The organism is Kitasatospora sp. NPDC015120, from assembly GCF_043080305.1.
GTDB lineage: Bacteria > Actinomycetota > Actinomycetes > Streptomycetales > Streptomycetaceae > Kitasatospora.
Genome location: NZ_JBIBVJ010000001.1, coordinates 741,608 through 758,681 on the forward strand (window position 1 = coordinate 741,608; position 17,074 = coordinate 758,681).

Sequence of the window (17,074 nt, forward strand, 5' to 3'; positions counted from 1 at the left end):
GGGGGTTGGGCCCGGGGCGCTCCCCCCGCCCCCCCACCCCGGGGCCGCCCCACCGGGGGGGGGGCGCGTGCCCCACTCACCCCGGGTGGGGGCCGGCGCCCCCCCCGCCGCCCCACTCCGGCCGAGGGCCGCACCTCGTGCGTCGTTCCCGGAGGTCTCGGGGGGTTCGGTCGGCCTCGGGAAGGTTCGTTCGGGGTCGCTGCCCGGTGTCAGTTGAGCATGTGGGCCGCCTCGACCTGGTGGAGGTGGATCAGGATGTCGTGGGTCTGGGCGAGGCGGATCTGGGGGGCGTCGGCGATGCCGGGGTAGGTGGCGCCGATGTTCTTGATCGTGTGGGGTTCGGCGAGCCAGGTACGGGCCGCGGTCGGGGTGTTGCGCAGGTCGACGACGTAGTCGCGGTAGCGGACCTTGTCGAGGGTGTGTTCGGCGGTGCCGGGGGCGGTCGGGACGGCGGTGAAGCGCTGCGGGGCGCCGTCGTGGTCGAAGGCGTTGAACGTCCCCTGGTTGAAGCTGAGGCCGACGCTCAGGTAGCCCGCGCCCAGCTGCTCGCGCAGGAAGTCGCCCTGCACCCGGGGGTAGGTGCCCGGGGCGTAACTCTTGAGGGCGATGTGACCGTTGTGGGCGGATATCATGATCTTGTTGCCGGTGTGCTGCTGCCACCAGGCGATGTTGTCCGCCATCACGCGGTCGCGGTAGAGCATGGCGCCGGGGACGCTCTGAGGGTCGTCCCAGTCGAAGGCGTACACGGTGGTCATCTGGTGGATCGCGGTGGCGTGCTGAAGGGCCCAGGCGTGCGCGTCGGCGTCGGCTCCGGGGTGCTGCTTGAGCAGCTCCACCGCTCGCCCGGTGCGCTCGGCGAGCTCCTTGCGTTCGGCCATCGGCTTTGAGGAGTAGTCGTTGACGTAGGTGGCGGCGTCGGTGGTCGGCCGCAGGCCCCGGTAGAGCTCGGTGAGCTGGGGGGCCAGTTCGGGGAGGGCTGCGGCGGCGTAGGCGTTCACCTTGTCGTAGAGCTCCGCGCCGGCGAAGCCGTTGTCGTCGCCGACGAAGTGCACCGGGTCGCCGGGGTGCTGGATGTTGTAGGCGCGCATCCACTGGAACAGGTCGCGGTACTCGGCGTTGTTCCACCAGTGGTAGGTGCCCTGGAACTCCTCGTCCATGATCTGCTTCAGGTCGCCCTCGCCCCGGGTGAGGTAGGCATCGATCCGCAGTCCGCTGCTCCAGGCGGCTTCGAGGGCGAAGGTGCGAAAGCCCTTCTCCTCGACCAGGTAGCGGAAGGCCCGGTGCTTGAGGGCGACGAACTCGTGCGAGCTGTGGGTGGCCTCGCCCACCCCCACCACGGTGGCGTCGCCGACCATCCTGCCGAACGGGCGCAGGTCGGCGAGGCCGCCGCGGGGCTCGGTGGTGCGCAGCGGGTACGCCACCCGGTCCAGGGCGGCCTCGGGTGAACGGAACGCGACGGCCTCGGCGGAGGACGACGCGGTGGGCGGAGCGGGCGGAGCGGGCGGAGCGGCGGAGGCGGCCGGAGCGACGGCCAGGACGGCACCGAGCGGGACGAGCAGAGCGGCAAGCAGGGCCTTGTGCGTGATCATGGCCCCAACCCTCGCCGCTCAGGGACGTGTCGCACCATCCGCTGTACCCCCCGATCAGCCGGGGGGATAGCCTCACCCGCCGAAGGAGGGGGCGCCGGGACCTCGCTCCCGGTCGCGAACGGGCGTCAAGCGGGTTGCCCCACTGGAGTTGAACGGCTATCGGCGACCGGTGCTCCGCCCCGTCGGCCGCCACGGCCGGCCTCGCTCGACGAGGCCCGAGCGCGCTGCTCGGGGGCGGCGTTGCGGCGGGTCCGTTCCCGGGTCGGCGGTGTTGATCGCGGGGAGTGGGAAGTCGGTTGGGCCGACTTCCCACTCCGGGGCACGAGGGCGGACGGGTCGCTCACGCTCTCCGCTTCGGGCGCCCTTGGTGTCGCCGCGCTCCGGGCCCGGCCGTGGACGGGGGCTGAACCAGCCTCGCCAGGGAGTAATTGTCAAGAACTGTGGATCGGTGGGCGGAGCGGGGGCGAGGTAGGGCGTTACTCAGGTTGAACTCGTGATGTCGGTGGTCAAGATCAGGCGAGAGGCCGCTGTGGCATGCTCTCTGGGTGGTCGATGCCCCGAACGATGAATGGTCGTTTGCAACAGCGCGGGAGCCGACCCGCTTCGGTGCCTGCGAGGTGCACGGCGTTCCCGGTGTCGAGCATGCGGCGGGTGAGCGTGGGACGCTGTGCGGTGTCTCCGCGCGGTATACCACCTGCTATCTGCATCTTTTCGTTCCCGACGCCCTGCAGTCGTGCCGGCGGTGTCGCCAGGAGGCTGAGGCGTCGCCCACGCAGCCGTGCGTGCAGGAACGCCTTCACGGTCGAGTCCTGGAATCGGCTCAGGGCGCGATGCGTGACGAGTTGCTCGCCGCGCTGTGCAAGGGGGCGAACGTCAGTTTGTGGCTCAGCGGCCCCTCCGCAGATCTGGCGAAGTCCTACGCGAAGCTCGACGAGCTGACTGAGGGCACCAGGACCGCAGCCGAGACTTTCGCATCCGCAGCGACGATCGGACTGGCGAATGTGGAGACTGGCCTCTGGCGGTTCCTGGTCGTCCTGCCGCAGGACGGCGGCTCGCCGATCATCGCTCGCGGACCGCGGGGCGATCGTTGAGGCGGCCAGGATCCTTCGAGGTTGAATGAGATCACGGCAAAGCAGTGGTCAGCCCGGTTGCGGTCAGGGAGCCATCGATGAGCTGGGGCCGGGTACTGGATCTTCCGTAAGCCGCGCCTGATCGTCCACACGAGGTGATCGGGGTTGGCGAAGGCGACGTTGGACAGGAAGCCGCGTCGCAGCAGTGCCCAGATGCCCTCGACCGGGTTCAGGTCGGGCGCGTACGGGGCAGCTGGTAGACGGTGAGCCAGTCCTGGTCGGCGATGAACTCCTTCATGCCAGCGGCCAGATGGGTGTTCAGGTTGTCCCAGATCAGGACGATCGGGGCGTCGAGCTGGTTGTGCGCCGCGACGATCAGGTCACGGTAACCACTCCAGGCGAAGCTCTTGCGGCCCTTGGCCCGGCCCTGGCCGTCGTCGAGCCGGGGCCGGTAGACAGCCGGGACCGCTCGCCGGGCTTGCAGCAAGTCAGGGCGGCGATCGAGACCCGTCGGCGGGAGCGGCCGCGCACCCGGACGACGGGAGTGCGGCCACGGCGTTCCCAGGTGCGGGCCCACGCCGGTGTCATCGAGACTCCGGCCTCGTCCTCGAACACCAGCCAGGCCCCGAGCGCCGCCCCTAGGCTTCTACCTGCGGCCACACCTGCTTCTTCCACACCTCGACCGCCCCGTCGTCGCGTTCGATCGCCCGCCGGACCGGCTGCTGACACGACCAGCCGTTGCGCCGCATCAGCTTCCCACGTCCTGGACGGTGTCAGAGACGTGGAACCGTCGGCCGATCACCGTCTTGATCCGCGTCAGCGTCCACCGCTGATCCTCCCAGCCGTGAGCAAGCGGCCCTTTCTCCTGCTCCCTCTCCAGCCGGGCGAACTGCCGCTCGCCGAGCCGGGGCATGGACTGCGGCCCCTTCGACTCCAAGCCGGCCGAACCGCCCTGTCGCCAGGCCTGACGCCACCGCTCCACCGACCGTACGGTGACCCGAAGGTCAGCCGCGATCACCCTGTTGCCGTCACCGCGTTCGAACCGCTCAGCGGCCTTCAGCCGCACTCGCTCCCGACGCTGTTGCTCCTGGGCGGTGAACCCGCCCCCCTGCGCGTATCGCACCCCGATGTCGTACCGCAGGGATCAAGGTCCGAGCACCTACGACAGAGGCCGGCTACACCCCCGACCACTAGCTGTGGACCGGCCCGACCCGTGCCCTGGTGGCCGTCGCCGCCAACTGCTCCCACACCCCGATCCCCGGCGGCTGCGGGCCCATCAACCCCGGCGGGTGCGCGTCGCACTGCTCCGGTGGCGGCGGCGAAGCCCACTAGCCTGAACCCACCCACACGGAGAGGGCGGAAAGCATGGACGAAGACGAAGCCCAGCAGCTGTCCAAGTCGCTTCAGATACTGGGTATTCGGGGCATCGTCTCCCCCGAAGACCCGGGCGACCCGGACGGCCAATGGCGGGTGTACGACAGCACCGACCCCAGCACCAGGCGGGACATCACCGACGACGTGCTGACGGTGGTCCGGGGCCGGTCCCGTCAGGCGGGCCAGGCTGGTGCAACGCGGGGGTTCGTCGTCCCCATCCCTCGCTGAACAGCGCCCTGTAAGGGCCCCGTCCGGGTTCGCCTGGGCGGGGCTACTTCGTGCGATTGGTGACGAAGCTCCCCATCCCGGTCTCAGTCCGAATCAGCCCACCCTCGCGCAATGACGCCGTGACCTTCTGGACGGTCGCACGGGCCACGCCGGAATCCCGTTCGAGCTGCACCGCCGAAACTTGACGGCCTTGGGAAGCGATGGACGACGCCTCGCATGTCCAACTTGTCGCCGCGCTCCGGGCCCGCCCGGAGCGCGGCGACACCACCTTCCCCCCTCACTGCGCTGCTCCCCCGTGCGGGGTGCGACGCGGCACCCGCACGGCTCACCCCGCTGTGCGCCCGGCCCGAGCGTGCCGCTCGGGCCGGGCGCGAAGAATCGTTTCTGCCGGGCCCGCCCCACCCCACCCCTCCTCCCCGGCCACGTGTCCCCAACCCCAAACCCCATCCACGCACGTGGCCGGGGAGGAAGGTGGTGGGGGTTACCAGGGCGGCGCGCGCTGGCCGTTGCCAGTGCGCGCCGCGGCCGAGGCGCCGGGCCCGGCCCCGTGGGTGGCCCGCGGCTTGTGGGGGCCGGGGCCGGGGCGCTCGGCGTGCGGGTGCACGGCGGCGCCCAGGCGGCCCGGGGTGTCGCCCGTCACCGCGATGTCCCCCATGCGGTCCGTTCGCAGCACCGTGGCGCCCAGCGTCCGCAACCGGTCCACCGTGCGCGGCGACGGGTGGCCGTACGGGTTGTCCTCGCCGCACGAGACCAGAGCCACCCGGGGGCTCAGCGCCGCCGTCAACTCCCAGTCCTGGTACGCCGAACCATGGTGCGCCACCTTCAACACGTCCACCTTGCTCTCCTTCCCGGCCGTCCTCAGCCGGCTCAACAGGGCCTCCTGCGCCGGCGGCTCCAGATCGCCCAGCAGGGCCATCCGCACACCGCCCGCCAGGGTCACCAGCAGCGCGACGCTCGCGTTGTTCGCGCCCGACGTCACCGTCGACTCCTCTCCGTCCGGCCACAGCACCTCCCACCGGATCCCGGCCCCCGCCGACCGGCGCTCACCGCGACCGGTCCGCGTCAGCGGGATCCCGGCCTGCGCCGCCCAGTCCGCGACCCGGGCGGCCTCGGCCGGGGGATCGTTCACCGACGTCCCCTGCACCGCCGCGACGCGCCGGCCGTGCAGCACGCCCGGCAGCCCCTCGACGTGATCGGCGTGGAAGTGGGTGGCCAGGAAGAGCGGCACCCGGGTGATCCCCAGGTCGCGCAGACAGCGATCGGCCGCCTGCGGATCGGGCCCCGCGTCCACCACCACCGCGCTGTCGGGCGGGTCCCCGCCCTCCGGAACCACCGGCAGCACCAGCATGTCGCCCTGCCCCACGTCACACATGACCAGCCGCCAGTCCGGCGGCGGCCAGCCCGTCGCGATCCGGGCCAGCAGCGGCGGCCGCAGCAGTACGACGAGCAGGACCAGCAGCAGCACGCCCACCGCGACGACGCGGAACCGGCCGCGCGGCCCGTGCCCGCCCGCCCCGGCCCGCCGGGGCAGCAGCGCGGGCACCGTGCAGCAGAGTGCGGCCGTGCCGACGGCGAGGCTCAACGTGCCGAACCACCCTCCGGGCCAGGACAGCTGACCGCCCGGGAGCTCCGCGCCGTGCCGGGCGACCGCGGCCAGCCAGCCGGCCGGGACCGCGGCGGCCTCGGCGAGCAGCCGGGCCGGCCCGGGCAGGAGCGGGTCGAGCACCAGAACCGCGAAGCCCAGCAGGGTCGCCGGGGCCACCGCCAGCTCGGCCAGCAGGTTGCACGGGACCCCGACGAGGCTGACGTGGCCGGACAGCACCACCGTCACCGGTGTGCAGAGCGCCTGGGCCGCCGCCGTCGCCCCGACGGCGCCCGCGAGGTGGTGCGGCCAGCCCCGCGCCCGCAGGGCGTCCGCCCAGCGCGGGCCGAGGACCAGCAGGCCGGTCGTGGCGAGCACCGACAGCAGGAAGCCGAAGGAGCGCGCCAGGTACGGGTCCAGGAGGACCAGCAGCAGCGCCGTGCCCGCCAGCGCCGGAACCGCCTGCCGCGGACGGCCGGTGGCCAGCGCCAGCAGCCCGATCAGCCCCGTCCCCGCCGCTCTGAGCACGCTGGGCTCCGGGCGGCAGATCGTCACGAAGGCCAGCGTGACGGCGGCGCCGAGCAGTGCCGTGGTGCGCAGCGGGATCCCGAGCAGCGCGGCGAGTCCGCTCCGTTCGGCGGTGCCGGCCCGCCCCGGGGCGCCGAGCAGGACGCCCAGCACGATCGCCAGGTTGGCCCCGCTGACCGCGACCAGATGCGCCAGGTCGGTGTCCCGGAACGCGTCCCAGAGGTCGTCCGGCAGCCGGGAGGTGTCCCCCACGACGAGGCCGGGCAGCAGCCCTCGCTCGTCCGCGGGCAAACCGTCGGTGGCCTCGCGCAGCCCCGCCCGGAGCCGCCCCGCGACCCGCTGCGGCAGGCTGGGCGCCGCGAGGTGCCGCGGCTCGCCGTGGGCGACCAGCAGCGCCGCCGACTCGCCCGCACGATCCTCCGCCGGACGGACCGTCACCTCGGCGGCGAGCCGGGTCGAGGGCAGCAGCCGCTCCCACGCGCCGGTGTCCGCGCCGCGCACCAGGACGGTGACCGGCGTGCGGGTGCGGAGGGTGCGCGGGCCCGGCGCACCGGGGAGGACGCCGTCGGGAACGGTGACGCGGTCCACCACGGCGTCCACGGTGAGCAGGGCTTGTCCGGATCCGGAGCCGCCGCTGCGGGAGACGCGCACCCGCGGGTCCCCGGTGACGGTGAGGTCGACGCCGGCCTCGGGTGCCGGGGCGGCGGTGCGGGCCAGTTCGGGCAGGGGTCCACGGTGCAGGTCGGCGGTGTGCAGCAGGGTCGCCGTCGTGGCGGCGGCCGCGGTGAGCAGCACGGCCGCGAGGGTCACGGTGGCGGCCCGGCGCCGGAACGGGCCGCCGTCCGGCCCGGTCCGGAGGACGAGGAGGGCCAGCCCGAGGAGCGCCGACGCGCCGGCCGCGCCCGCGAGGGCGGCGCCGTGCCCGGGCCCCAGGCCGAGGACCGCCGCCGTGACCACCCAGGCGGCGACGGCGGGCAGCAGCAGCCGCAGGTCGTTCGGACGCGGCGTGGCGGAGGCCTCGGCGCCAGGGGCGGCGCCGGGGGCCAGGGCGCCGGGAGCAGGGGTGGGGACGGCGGTGGCGATGGCGGGCACCTCCTCTCGCGAAGGGGCGGACAGGGCGACGGCAGGCGTGGTGGGCCGTCAGAGGGTGAGCAGCGGCCGGAGTTCCGTGTAGGTGCGCTCGCCGATCCCGCTCACCTGCCGGAGCTGGTCGAGCGAGCGGAACGCGCCGCCGTGGGAGGCACGGAAGGCGATGATGCGCTGGGCGAGGGTCGGGCCGACGCCGGGGAGGGTGTCGAGCTGTTCGAGGGTGGCGTGGTTGAGGCTGACCGGCGGTTTCGACAACCCGGCGGGCGGCGGGCCCGCCCCCGCCCCGGCGCCCGGCGGGGTGCTCGGCTCGCCGACGAGGATCTGTTCGCCGTCCGCCAGGACGCGGGCCAGGTTGAGGTTCCTGGTGTCCGTCCCGGGCAGTGCTCCGCCGGCCACCCGCAGGGCGTCCGCGACCCGGGAGCCGTCGGGCAGGACGTGCACTCCCGGGGAGCCGACCCGGCCGCCGACGTCGACCACCACGACGGCGCCCGGCTCCGCGCCGCCAGCCTCGCTTCCGCCCGCCCCCTCGGGCGGGCCTGGCCCGGGGGTGGCGGTCGACGGCACCGGGGCGACGGCGACGGCCGGCACCTCGACCGGCTGCGGCCGCCCCAGCCAGAAGTGCTGGACGCCGTAGCTGACGGTGAGCAGGAGGAGGACGAGCAGGCCGACGACCGCCCGCCGGTCGAGCGTCAGCGCATGGCCCCGCCACGGGGGCGCGCCACCGACGGGCACGACACCGTCGGGCACGGCACGGTCGGGCGCGGCGCGCTCGGATGCGGCGCGCTCGGACGCGGCGCGCTCGGACGCAAGGCCACCCGGCACGGGGGGCGCGGCTCCGCCCGGCGGCGGCTCACCGGCGCCGGGCGGCCCCGCGTACACCGACGGTTCACTGTCCGGCGGCTCCCCGGCCCCGGGCAGCAGCGCCGCCATCCGCAGGCTCGCGGTCTCGTTGGCCCGCTGGATCTCCCGGCGCCTGCGTGCGCCGATTCGCATGCTCGTCATGCGGAGCACGGTAGGAACCGCCCGGCGGGCACGCGGAGATTACCGAATGCCTGTGGAGAACCCGGGGGTTGTGGATGAAGAACCTCACCCGCAGGAGGGAGAAGTAGCGCGGGTCGTTGACGTCCCGTCGGCCCTCAGCGGGGCGAGACCACCACCGCCAGCAGCCCCGGCCCGACATGCGCGCCGATCACCGCCCCCACCTCGCCCACGTACAGGTCGCGCAGCCCCGGCAGCCGCCCCCGCAGGCGTTCGGCGAGCGGCTCGGCCCGGTCCTCCGCCGCGAGGTGGTGCACCGCGATGTCCACTTCCCGCTCCCCCGCCCGCTCGACCGCGATCTCCTCCAGCCGGGCGATCGCCCGGGACGCGGTGCGCACCTTCTCCAGCGGCTCGATCCGCCCCCCGTCCAGGTGCAGCAGGGGCTTGACCGCGAGCGCCGAGCCGAGCAGCGCCCGCGCGGCGCCGATCCGCCCGCCCCGGCGCAGGTACTCCAGGGTGTCGACGTAGAAGAAGCCGCTGGTCCCGGCGGTCCGCCGCTCGACGGCCTCCGCCGCCTCGTCGAGGCCCCGGCCGGCCGCGATCGCCTCGGCCGCCGCCAGCACCCCGTACCCGAGGGCCATGCCGACCAGCCGGCTGTCCACCACCCGCACCGGCACCGGCGACTCCGCGGCCGCCAGCCGGGCGGCCTCCGCCGTCCCGGACAGCTCGCCGGAGATGTGCACCGACACGACGCCCCGCGCACCGCCCTCGGCGGCCGCCCGGTAGGCGGCCGCGAAGGACTCCGGGCTGGGCCGGGAGGTGGTGACCCGGTGCTTTCCGCGCAGCGCCTCGGCGACGTCCTTCGGGGAGATCTCGACGCCCTCGGCCCGCACCTCGTCACCGACCGCGACGCTCAGCGGGACCACGGTGATCCCGTGCCGGTCGACGGCGTGCTGGGGCAGGTAGGCCGTGGAGTCGGTGACGAGTGCGAGGTCGGCGGGCATGAGGCGGAGGTTACTCCCCGCCCGGGCCGGACGGCAGCATCCGGGTCCCGGCTCAGCCGGCCGAGGGTCCGGAGGACGGCTTGCGCAGCCGCTGCGCCAGCTTGGCCATGGGGTCGGAGAGGCCGAGCAGGTCCTCGGCGCTGGGCCGGCCACCGCGGCCGTCGGTGAGCCCGGGACGGGCCCCACCGGCCGACGCCCCGGACGCACCGGAAGCACCGGCCGACGCGGCCGACGCACCGGACGCACCGGCCGACGCCCCGGCGGACCCGGACGCACCCGAAGCACCGCCCGCACCGCCCCCCGCCCCCGGAGCGGCGTCCCAGTGCCGCAGCGCCCCCGCCTCGTCCTCGCACTCCTGGCTCAGCCGCCCCAACTCGTCCTCCGCGAAGCGGTGCATCCGGTCCTGCGCGGCCCACCGCATGGTCTCCGCCGAGTGCGTGATCCGCTCGGCCCGCTCGCGCAGCTCCGGCAGCTTCGCCGCGACCCGCCCGGCGTCCGGCTCCCGCTCCAGCATCCGCAGCTCGCCGTCCAGCTCCGCCGCGTGGGCGTCCAGCCGGGCCAGCAGCGCCAGCGACTCGCCGAGCTGCCCGTCCTGGCCGACGGCGCCTTGCAGGACCTGCCGGGTGCCGTCCAGCGAGGTCCGCAGGCGCAGGCGGACGGCGGAGATCTGCCCCTGCGGGCCCGTCTGGGTGTAGGTCTTCGCCTTGAGGGTGACGTTCTCGACCGCCCGCCGGGCCTTGGCCTCCTGGCGTTCCATCTTCTCGCCGACCGTCCGGGCCGCCTTGATCAGACCGATGACGACGAGCACCACCACCCCGAGCCCGAGCAGCAGGGCGAGTCCGAGCAACACCCCGAGGATCTCCATCACGCGCCACCTTCCGCCAGCCGAACCGACCCCACCGGGCCCAACGCGGACCGGCCCACCGAGGGTTCCACCGTAGCTCCGCCACCGGCTCCTCGGGCCGCCGGTCAGGGCCGCCGGGCCGGAGTTCAGGGGCGGTTCAGGGACGACTCGGGGTGAACCCCGACCCCCGGACGCCCCCGGAACGCCGCGGGGCGGGCGTTCCCGGAGGAACACCCGCCCCGCGCGACCGGCCGGCCTCAGCCGGTGACGATGTTGACCAGCTTCGGCGCCCGCGCGATCACCTTGCGCACCTCGGCCCCGCCGATCGCCGCGACGACCGCCGGGTCGGCCAGCGCCAGCGCCTCCAGCTCGGCGTCCGAGATCGACGGCGCGACCTCCAGCCGGGCCTTGACCTTGCCCTTGACCTGCACCACGCAGGTCACCGACTCGTCGACGACGTACGCCGGGTCGGCCACCGGGTAGCCGGCGTACGCCAGCGACTCGCCGTGGCCCAGCCGCCGCCACAGCTCCTCCGCGATGTGCGGGGCCAGCGGCGCGACCATCAGCACCACCTGCTCGGCCACCGCCCGCGGCGTGGACCCGCGCTTGACCAGGTAGTTGTTCAGCTCGATCGCCTTGGCGACGGCCGTGTTGAAGCGCAGTCCGGCCATGTCGGCGCGGACGCCGTCGACGGCCTTGTGCAGGGCGCGCAGCGTCGCCTCGTCCGGCTCCTCGTCCGTCACCACCAGCTCGCCGGTCGCCTCGTCGACGATGTTGCGCCACAGCCGCTGCAGGAAGCGGTAGGAGCCGACGACGGCGCGGGTGTCCCACGGGCGGGAGACGTCCAGCGGGCCCATCGACATCTCGTACAGGCGCAGCGTGTCGGCGCCGTACTCGTCGGCGATCTCGTCGGGGGCGACGGCGTTCTTCAGGGACTTGCCCATCTTGCCGGCCTCGCGCTTGACCGGCTCGCCCTGCCAGGAGTACTGGCCGTCGTGCTCCTCGACCTCGGCGGCGGGCACCGGGAAGCCGCGCTCGTCGCGGTAGACGTCGGCGGTGATCATGCCCTGGTTGAACAGCTTGTGGAACGGCTCGACGGAGGAGACGTGGCCCAGGTCGTGCAGCACCTTGTGCCAGAAGCGGGCGTACAGCAGGTGCAGGACGGCGTGCTCGGCGCCGCCGACGTACAGGTCGGCGCCGCCGCCGGGCTTCTGCTCGGTGGGGCCCAGCCAGTACTGCTCGTTGGCCGGGTCGACGACCCGCTCGCGGTTGGACGGGTCGATGTAGCGCAGCTCGTACCAGCAGGAGCCGGCCCAGTTGGGCATGGTGTTGGTCTCGCGGCGGTACGTCTTCGGGCCGTCGCCCAGGTCCAGCTCGACGGTGACCCAGTCCTCGTTGCGGGACAGCGGGGTCTTCGGCGTGGAGGTGGAGTCGTAGGGGTCGTAGGTGTGCGGCGAGTAGTCGTCGACCTGCGGGACCTCCACGGGCAGCATCGACTCGGGCAGCGCGTGCATGACGCCGTCCTCGTCGTAGACGATCGGGAAGGGCTCGCCCCAGTACCGCTGGCGGCTGAACAGCCAGTCGCGCAGGCGGTAGTTGACGGTGCCTTCGCCGATGCCGCGCGCGGTCAGCCAGGCGGTGACGGCGGCCTTGGCGTCGACGACGCTCAGGCCGTTCAGCGCGATGCCGTCCGCGGTGCCCTCGTCGTGGGCCGAGTTGACGATGACGGAGTCGTAGGTGTCGAACGCGTCGTCCCAGCCGGCCGGGTCCTCGCCGCGCCCGTCGGTGGGCTCGACGACGCAGCGCATCGGCAGGTCGAAGGCGCGTGCGAAGGCGAAGTCGCGGTGGTCGTGGGCGGGGACGGCCATGATGGCGCCGGTGCCGTAGCCCATCAGCACGTAGTCGGCGATGAAGACCGGGACGGGCTCGCCGCTGACCGGGTTGACGGCGTAGGCGCCGGTGAAGACACCGGTCTTGACCTTGGCCTCGACCTGGCGCTCGACGTCGGACTTGGCGGCCGCGGCGGCCCGGTAGGCGGTGACGGCCTCGGCGGGGGTGGCGGCGCCGCCGGTCCAGGCCTCGCGGGTGCCCTCGGGCCAGGCGGCGGGCACGATGGTGTCGACCAGGTCGTGCTCGGGGGCCAGCACCATGTAGGTGGCGCCGAACAGGGTGTCGGGGCGGGTGGTGAAGACGGTGATCTTCCGCTCGCCGACGGCGAAGTCGACGCGGGCGCCCTCGGAGCGGCCGATCCAGTTGCGCTGCTGCAGCTTGATGGCCTCGGGCCAGTCCAGCAGGTCCAGGTCGGAGATCAGCCGGTCGGAGTAGGCGGTGATCCGCATCATCCACTGGCGCAGGTTGGACTTGAAGACGGGGAAGTTGCCGCGCTCGGAGCGGCCGTCGGCGGTGACCTCCTCGTTGGACAGCACGGTGCCCAGCCCGGGGCACCAGTTGACCGGCACCTCCTTGGCGTAGGCCAGCCGGTACTCGCCCAGCACGTCGTCGCGCTCGGCGGCGTTCAGCGCGGACCAGGCGCGGCCGCCGGGGACCTCACGGGTGCCGTTCTCGAACTCGGCGACCAGCTCGGCGATCGGGCGGGCCTTGGCGGCCCGCTCGTCGTACCAGGAGTTGAAGATCTGCAGGAAGATCCACTGCGTCCAGCGGTAGTACTCGGGGTCGATCGTGGCGATCGAGCGGCGCGGGTCGTGGCCCAGGCCCAGCCGGCGCAGCTGCTGGCGCATGTTGGCGATGTTGGCCTCGGTGGAGACCCGCGGGTGGGTGCCGGTCTGCACGGCGTACTGCTCGGCGGGCAGGCCGAAGGAGTCGTAACCCAGGGTGTGCAGGACGTTGTAGCCGTTCATCCGCTGGTAGCGGGCGAAGACGTCGGTGGCGATGTAGCCCAGCGGGTGGCCGACGTGCAGGCCGGCGCCCGACGGGTAGGGGAACATGTCCATGATGAAGCTGTGTGGCTTCGAGGCGACGTCCGCGGCGGCCGGGTCGGCCAGGTCACCGGCCGGGTTGGGGGCGTGGAACGTCCCCTCCTTCTCCCAGATGTCCTGCCAGCGGGACTCGATCTCCGCCGCCAGGGCGGCGCTGTACCGGAACGGCGCGGTCGCGGTGTCGGCCGCACCGGACGCAGGGGTCGTCTCGCTCATGGTCCTTCAAGCTCCATCGATGTCAGTTGGCGAACCGGCGTTCCGGGCCGTCGGCGGGACGGGTGCCCGGGCTGCGGCCCGGACGCACGCCCGGGCCGTGGCCCGGGCGGGTGCCGGACGGCGGGCCCGCGCGGAAAACAAAAAAGCCCCTCGCAGGAGGGGGTGCCACGCCGACTCCGGCTCCGCCCTCGGGCGTGGCCGGTCCTGGTCAGCGCGGCCGACTAAGGAGCAGGCGCGCGGTTCGCATGGGCTCAGGGTACCGCAAGGGGGTCAGCGGCCTCCCGGGGATGCCGCCGACGCGCCCGCCGCCCCGTCCCTGGCGGCCCGGCCCGGCCCCGCCTCCCCGGCGCCCCGGCCCGCCGCCCCGTCCGCAGCGGCCCGGCGCGACGGCCCGTCCGCAGTGACCTGACCCACCGCCCCCGCCGCCCCGTCCGCCCCGTCCGGCACGCCCCCGCCCCCGCTCCCGCCCGGGCCGGCCGAGCGGAACGCCGCGTCGATGCCGCGCAGCGCCCGCGCCACCCGCTGCGACTGCATCCCCGCCGCCAGCGCCCGCGCCCGGTCCGCGGTGCGCGCCGCCTCGGCATCGTCGCCCGCCAGCCGCTGCGAGTCCGCGAGCCGGACCATGAGCAGCGCCCGCGCCCGGGCCCGGCCCGGCCCCAGGCCCGCCACCGCCCGGGCCAGCAGCGGCTGCGCCCGCCCGTGCTCGCCCAGGAACAGATACCCCTCCCCCACCATGCCCGCGAGGTCCGCCCGCTCCTCGCCGTCGCCGTCCAGTTCCGCGAACGCCCGCTCCGCCGCCTCGGCGAGCCCGGCCGCGTCGCCGCGCCGCCCGTGGGCGCGGGCGATCCGGCCGAGTTGCAGCGCCCGCCCGGCCGGGCCGAGTCCGTCCCCGGCCTCCGCGACCGCCTGGGCGAGCACCGTGACCACGTCCAGCCCGCGCCCACCCGGGCTCCAGGTGGCCAGCACCACCAGGCCGCCGAGCACCGCCACCGCGTCCCGCCGCTCGCCGCCGAGGTGCGCGGCGCGCAGCGCGGCGGCGAAGGCCCGCTGCGCGGCGGCGTCGTGCCCGAGGTCGAACGCGGCCCAGGCGACGAGCCGGGCGAGCCGGCCGGCCGCGCCGTACAGGGCCCGGCCGAGCGGTTCGTCGTAGCCGCCGAGTTCCAGCAGCTTGGCGACCATGGCCAGTTCGGCGCGGGCGGGGTCGAGCACGAGCCCGCCGCCGCAGGAGCGTTCCAGCCGCTGCTTGGCGCGGTGGGCGGCGGCGAGTTCGCCGATCACCGCGGGGTCGACGCGCAGCGCGCCGTCGCCGCCGGGGGCGGGCGGCGCGGTGGCCAGCCGGCGGGCGGCCTCGGCGAGGTCGGCGCCGCGGAAGAGGTCGGTGAGCCGGACGGGGCCGGCGCCGGCGGCGGTCTCGCGCAGCGCGGTCTGCGCGGTGTCGGCCGTCCACGGGTCGGTCAGCAGGCGCGGGGAGAGGGTCTTGGCGCCGCGGTGGCCGCCCATCGGGCCCCAGAGCTGTTCGTAGGTGACGGCGATGCCGAGGGTGCGGCCGAGCACCTCGCAGACGGCCTGGTCGTGCGGGCTGCGCGGGACCATGCCGCGGTCGCGCCACTTGTAGGGGGCGGTGGAGCTGATCGCGAGCCGGGCCGGGACGGTGAGGTTGACCTCGCGGGCGAGCCGCTCCGGGCTCCAGCCGAGCTGGTGGAGTATCCGGGCGAGTTCCTCGTTGCGTCTGCGTGCCAGATCGGCCATGGCTCCGACGGTAGCGCTCCGCCGGGGGCCGCCGCCGGGAGCCGGCGGAAAAGCCGTGTCCGCCGGGCCCGGTCGCCGGAACCCGCTCGCCGGGACCCGTCTGCCGGAGCCCCGCCCGGCGGAACGCCGAAGGCCGCCTCCCGTTCCCGGGAGGCGGCCTTCGTTTCCTGTGGAGCTACGGGGAATTGAACCCCGGACCTCTTGCATGCCATGCAAGCGCTCTACCAACTGAGCTACAGCCCCTTGACCTGCGATGTCACCGGGGGTTCCGTTCCGTTTCCCTCGGCGACATCGACTACTTTACACGGTCCCGGGGGTGCTCCACGAATCCGTTCCCCGGACGGCCCGGCTACCCGTCCGCCGGCCGCTCCGCCGCGGGCGCCTTCGTCCGCTCCCCGGCCGGGGCCTGCGCCCGCCCGGCCGGCACCGCCCGGGCGGCGAGCACGGCGGCGACCGCGACGGCCGCGCCCACGGCGGCCGCGGCGAGCAGCAGTGCGTGCCCGGAGTCCCCGGCCGACGCCGGCCGGCCGGCCGCGCCGAGGAACACCGAGCCGATCAGCGCGATGCCGACCACCTGGCCGAGCTGGACGGCGCTGGCCACGACCCCGCTGGCGTCCGCCGCGTCGGCGGGGTCGACCCGGGCGAGCGCCCGGCCGAACAGCGGCGCGTAGGCGCAGCCGGCCAGCAGCCCGAGGACGGCGGTGAGCAGCAGCGGCCCCGCCCCGATCGCGGCCCCGTCGCGCAGCAGCAGGCCGAGCAGCAGGTAGCCGACGGCGAGCAGGGCGGTGCCGAGCCGGGGCAGGACGCCGTGCAGGCGCCGGGGCAGCCGCTGCCAGTGCAGGCTGGCGACGCCGAAGCCGACGGCGATCGGGGCGGAGCAGAGTCCGGCCCGCAGGGCGCCGGCCCCGAGTCCGGACTGCTGGTGCAGGGCGAAGGAGAACATGAAACCGGCGAACGCCAGCATGATCATGAACACCGCGCCGACGGCGGGCAGCAGCCCGGCCGCGCCGAGCACCCGCCCGCTGATCAGCGGCTGTCCGCCGCGCCGGGCGATCCGCCGCTCGACGCCTGCGAACAGGGCGAACAGCAGCGCGCTCGCGCCGAGCATCGCCCAGCCCCAGCCGGGCCAGCCGAGTTCGTGGCCGAGCACCAGCGGGACGACGAGCAGCCCGAGGGCGGCGGCGAGCACCAGCAGGCCGGGCAGGTCGAAGCCGCGGTCGCGGTCGCCGGGCAGCCGCGGCAGCAGCCGGGCGCCGGCCGCCAGCAGCAGCACGCCGATCGGCAGGTTGACCAGGAAGACCGGGCGCCAGCCGGTGCCGAACAGGTCGGCGTCGACCAGCACCCCGCCGAGCACCTGCCCGGCCGCGATGCCGCCGGCGAGGACGGCCGAGTAGAGGCCCAGGGCGCGGATCCGGGCCTGGCCGGTGAAGGTCCGCTGGACGAGGCTCATCACCTGCGGGACCATCAGGGCCGCCCCCGCGCCCTGGAGCAGCCGGAAGGCGATCAGCCAGCCGGTGGCGGGGGCGAGTCCGCAGGCCAGCGAGGCGGCGGTGAAGGCGGCCAGGCCGCTCTGGAAGACCCGGCTGTAGCCGTAGCGGGCACCCAGCCGGGCACCGGTGATGAGCAGGACGGCGTAGGCGACGGTGTAGCCGGCCACCACGAACTGGAGGGCGGCGCCGGAGGCGTGCAGGTCGGTGCGGATGGTCGGCACCGCGACGTTGACGATGGCGGTGTCGAGCACGGCCATGAACTGGCCGCTGAGGACGAGTGCGAGGAGCAGGCCGGGCCGGGCGACGGACGCCGTCCCGGGCCCGGCGGCGGGGGCGCCGCCCGGCGAGTCGGTCCCGGCGGGGCGGCGCCGGCTCTGGAGATCGGTCATGCGTCGAG

Annotated in this window: 10 protein-coding genes, 1 tRNA gene and 2 pseudogenes; 2 read left to right on the forward strand and 11 right to left on the reverse strand. The window is 74.8% G+C overall.

Features of this window, described 5'->3' with window-relative positions:
* Window positions 1-209: 209 nt before the first annotated feature.
* A complete protein-coding gene (locus ACF1AK_RS03510; RefSeq protein WP_391497087.1) occupies window positions 210-1,589 on the reverse strand; it encodes an erythromycin esterase family protein in 1,380 nt (459 codons plus the stop codon).
* A 545-nt stretch (window positions 1,590-2,134) separates the two neighbouring features.
* On the opposite strand from ACF1AK_RS03510, the gene ACF1AK_RS03515 reads away from it, so the two are divergent.
* Window positions 2,135-2,680 (forward strand): hypothetical protein, encoded by a 546-nt coding sequence (locus tag ACF1AK_RS03515; RefSeq protein WP_391497088.1) that lies wholly within the window; start codon window positions 2,135-2,137, stop codon window positions 2,678-2,680.
* 31 nt (window positions 2,681-2,711) lie between these two features.
* On the opposite strand, the pseudogene ACF1AK_RS03520 reads toward ACF1AK_RS03515, so the two are convergent.
* Window positions 2,712-3,247: pseudogene (locus ACF1AK_RS03520) on the reverse strand (transposase).
* 50 nt (window positions 3,248-3,297) lie between these two features.
* Window positions 3,298-3,782, reverse strand: a pseudogene (locus ACF1AK_RS03525) (winged helix-turn-helix domain-containing protein).
* Window positions 3,783-4,024: 242 nt separating this feature from the next.
* On the opposite strand from ACF1AK_RS03525, the gene ACF1AK_RS03530 reads away from it, so the two are divergent.
* A complete protein-coding gene (locus tag ACF1AK_RS03530) occupies window positions 4,025-4,261 on the forward strand; it encodes a hypothetical protein (protein ID WP_391497089.1) in 237 nt (78 codons plus the stop codon).
* Between the two features lie 481 nt (window positions 4,262-4,742).
* On the opposite strand, the gene ACF1AK_RS03535 is transcribed toward ACF1AK_RS03530, so the two are convergent.
* From ACF1AK_RS03535 to ACF1AK_RS03570, 8 genes are all read right to left on the reverse strand, one after another.
* Window positions 4,743-7,463, reverse strand: coding sequence for a ComEC/Rec2 family competence protein (locus tag ACF1AK_RS03535; protein ID WP_391497090.1), 2,721 nt, complete (start codon window positions 7,461-7,463; stop codon window positions 4,743-4,745).
* Between the two features lie 48 nt (window positions 7,464-7,511).
* The gene (locus ACF1AK_RS03540) at window positions 7,512-8,462 is read right to left on the reverse strand and encodes a ComEA family DNA-binding protein (RefSeq protein WP_391497091.1); all 951 of its coding nucleotides are present in this window, start codon (window positions 8,460-8,462) and stop codon (window positions 7,512-7,514) included.
* Between the two features lie 134 nt (window positions 8,463-8,596).
* On the reverse strand, window positions 8,597-9,442 hold the full coding sequence (locus ACF1AK_RS03545; protein WP_391497092.1) for a DegV family protein: 846 nt from the start codon (window positions 9,440-9,442) through the stop codon (window positions 8,597-8,599).
* 52 nt (window positions 9,443-9,494) lie between these two features.
* Complete coding sequence (locus ACF1AK_RS03550) at window positions 9,495-10,307, reverse strand: hypothetical protein (protein ID WP_391497093.1); 813 nt, start codon at window positions 10,305-10,307, stop codon at window positions 9,495-9,497.
* 236 nt (window positions 10,308-10,543) lie between these two features.
* Window positions 10,544-13,438, reverse strand: coding sequence for a leucine--tRNA ligase (leuS, locus tag ACF1AK_RS03555; RefSeq protein WP_391497094.1), 2,895 nt, complete (start codon window positions 13,436-13,438; stop codon window positions 10,544-10,546).
* Window positions 13,439-13,708: 270 nt separating this feature from the next.
* Entirely contained in the window at window positions 13,709-15,187 is a 1,479-nt protein-coding gene (locus ACF1AK_RS03560) for a hypothetical protein (protein WP_391497095.1), read from the reverse strand.
* Window positions 15,188-15,357: 170 nt separating this feature from the next.
* Window positions 15,358-15,430: transfer RNA gene (locus ACF1AK_RS03565), tRNA-Ala, on the reverse strand.
* Window positions 15,431-15,536: 106 nt separating this feature from the next.
* Entirely contained in the window at window positions 15,537-17,066 is a 1,530-nt protein-coding gene (locus tag ACF1AK_RS03570) for an MFS transporter (RefSeq protein WP_391497096.1), read from the reverse strand.
* Between the last annotated feature and the right edge of the window lie 8 nt (window positions 17,067-17,074).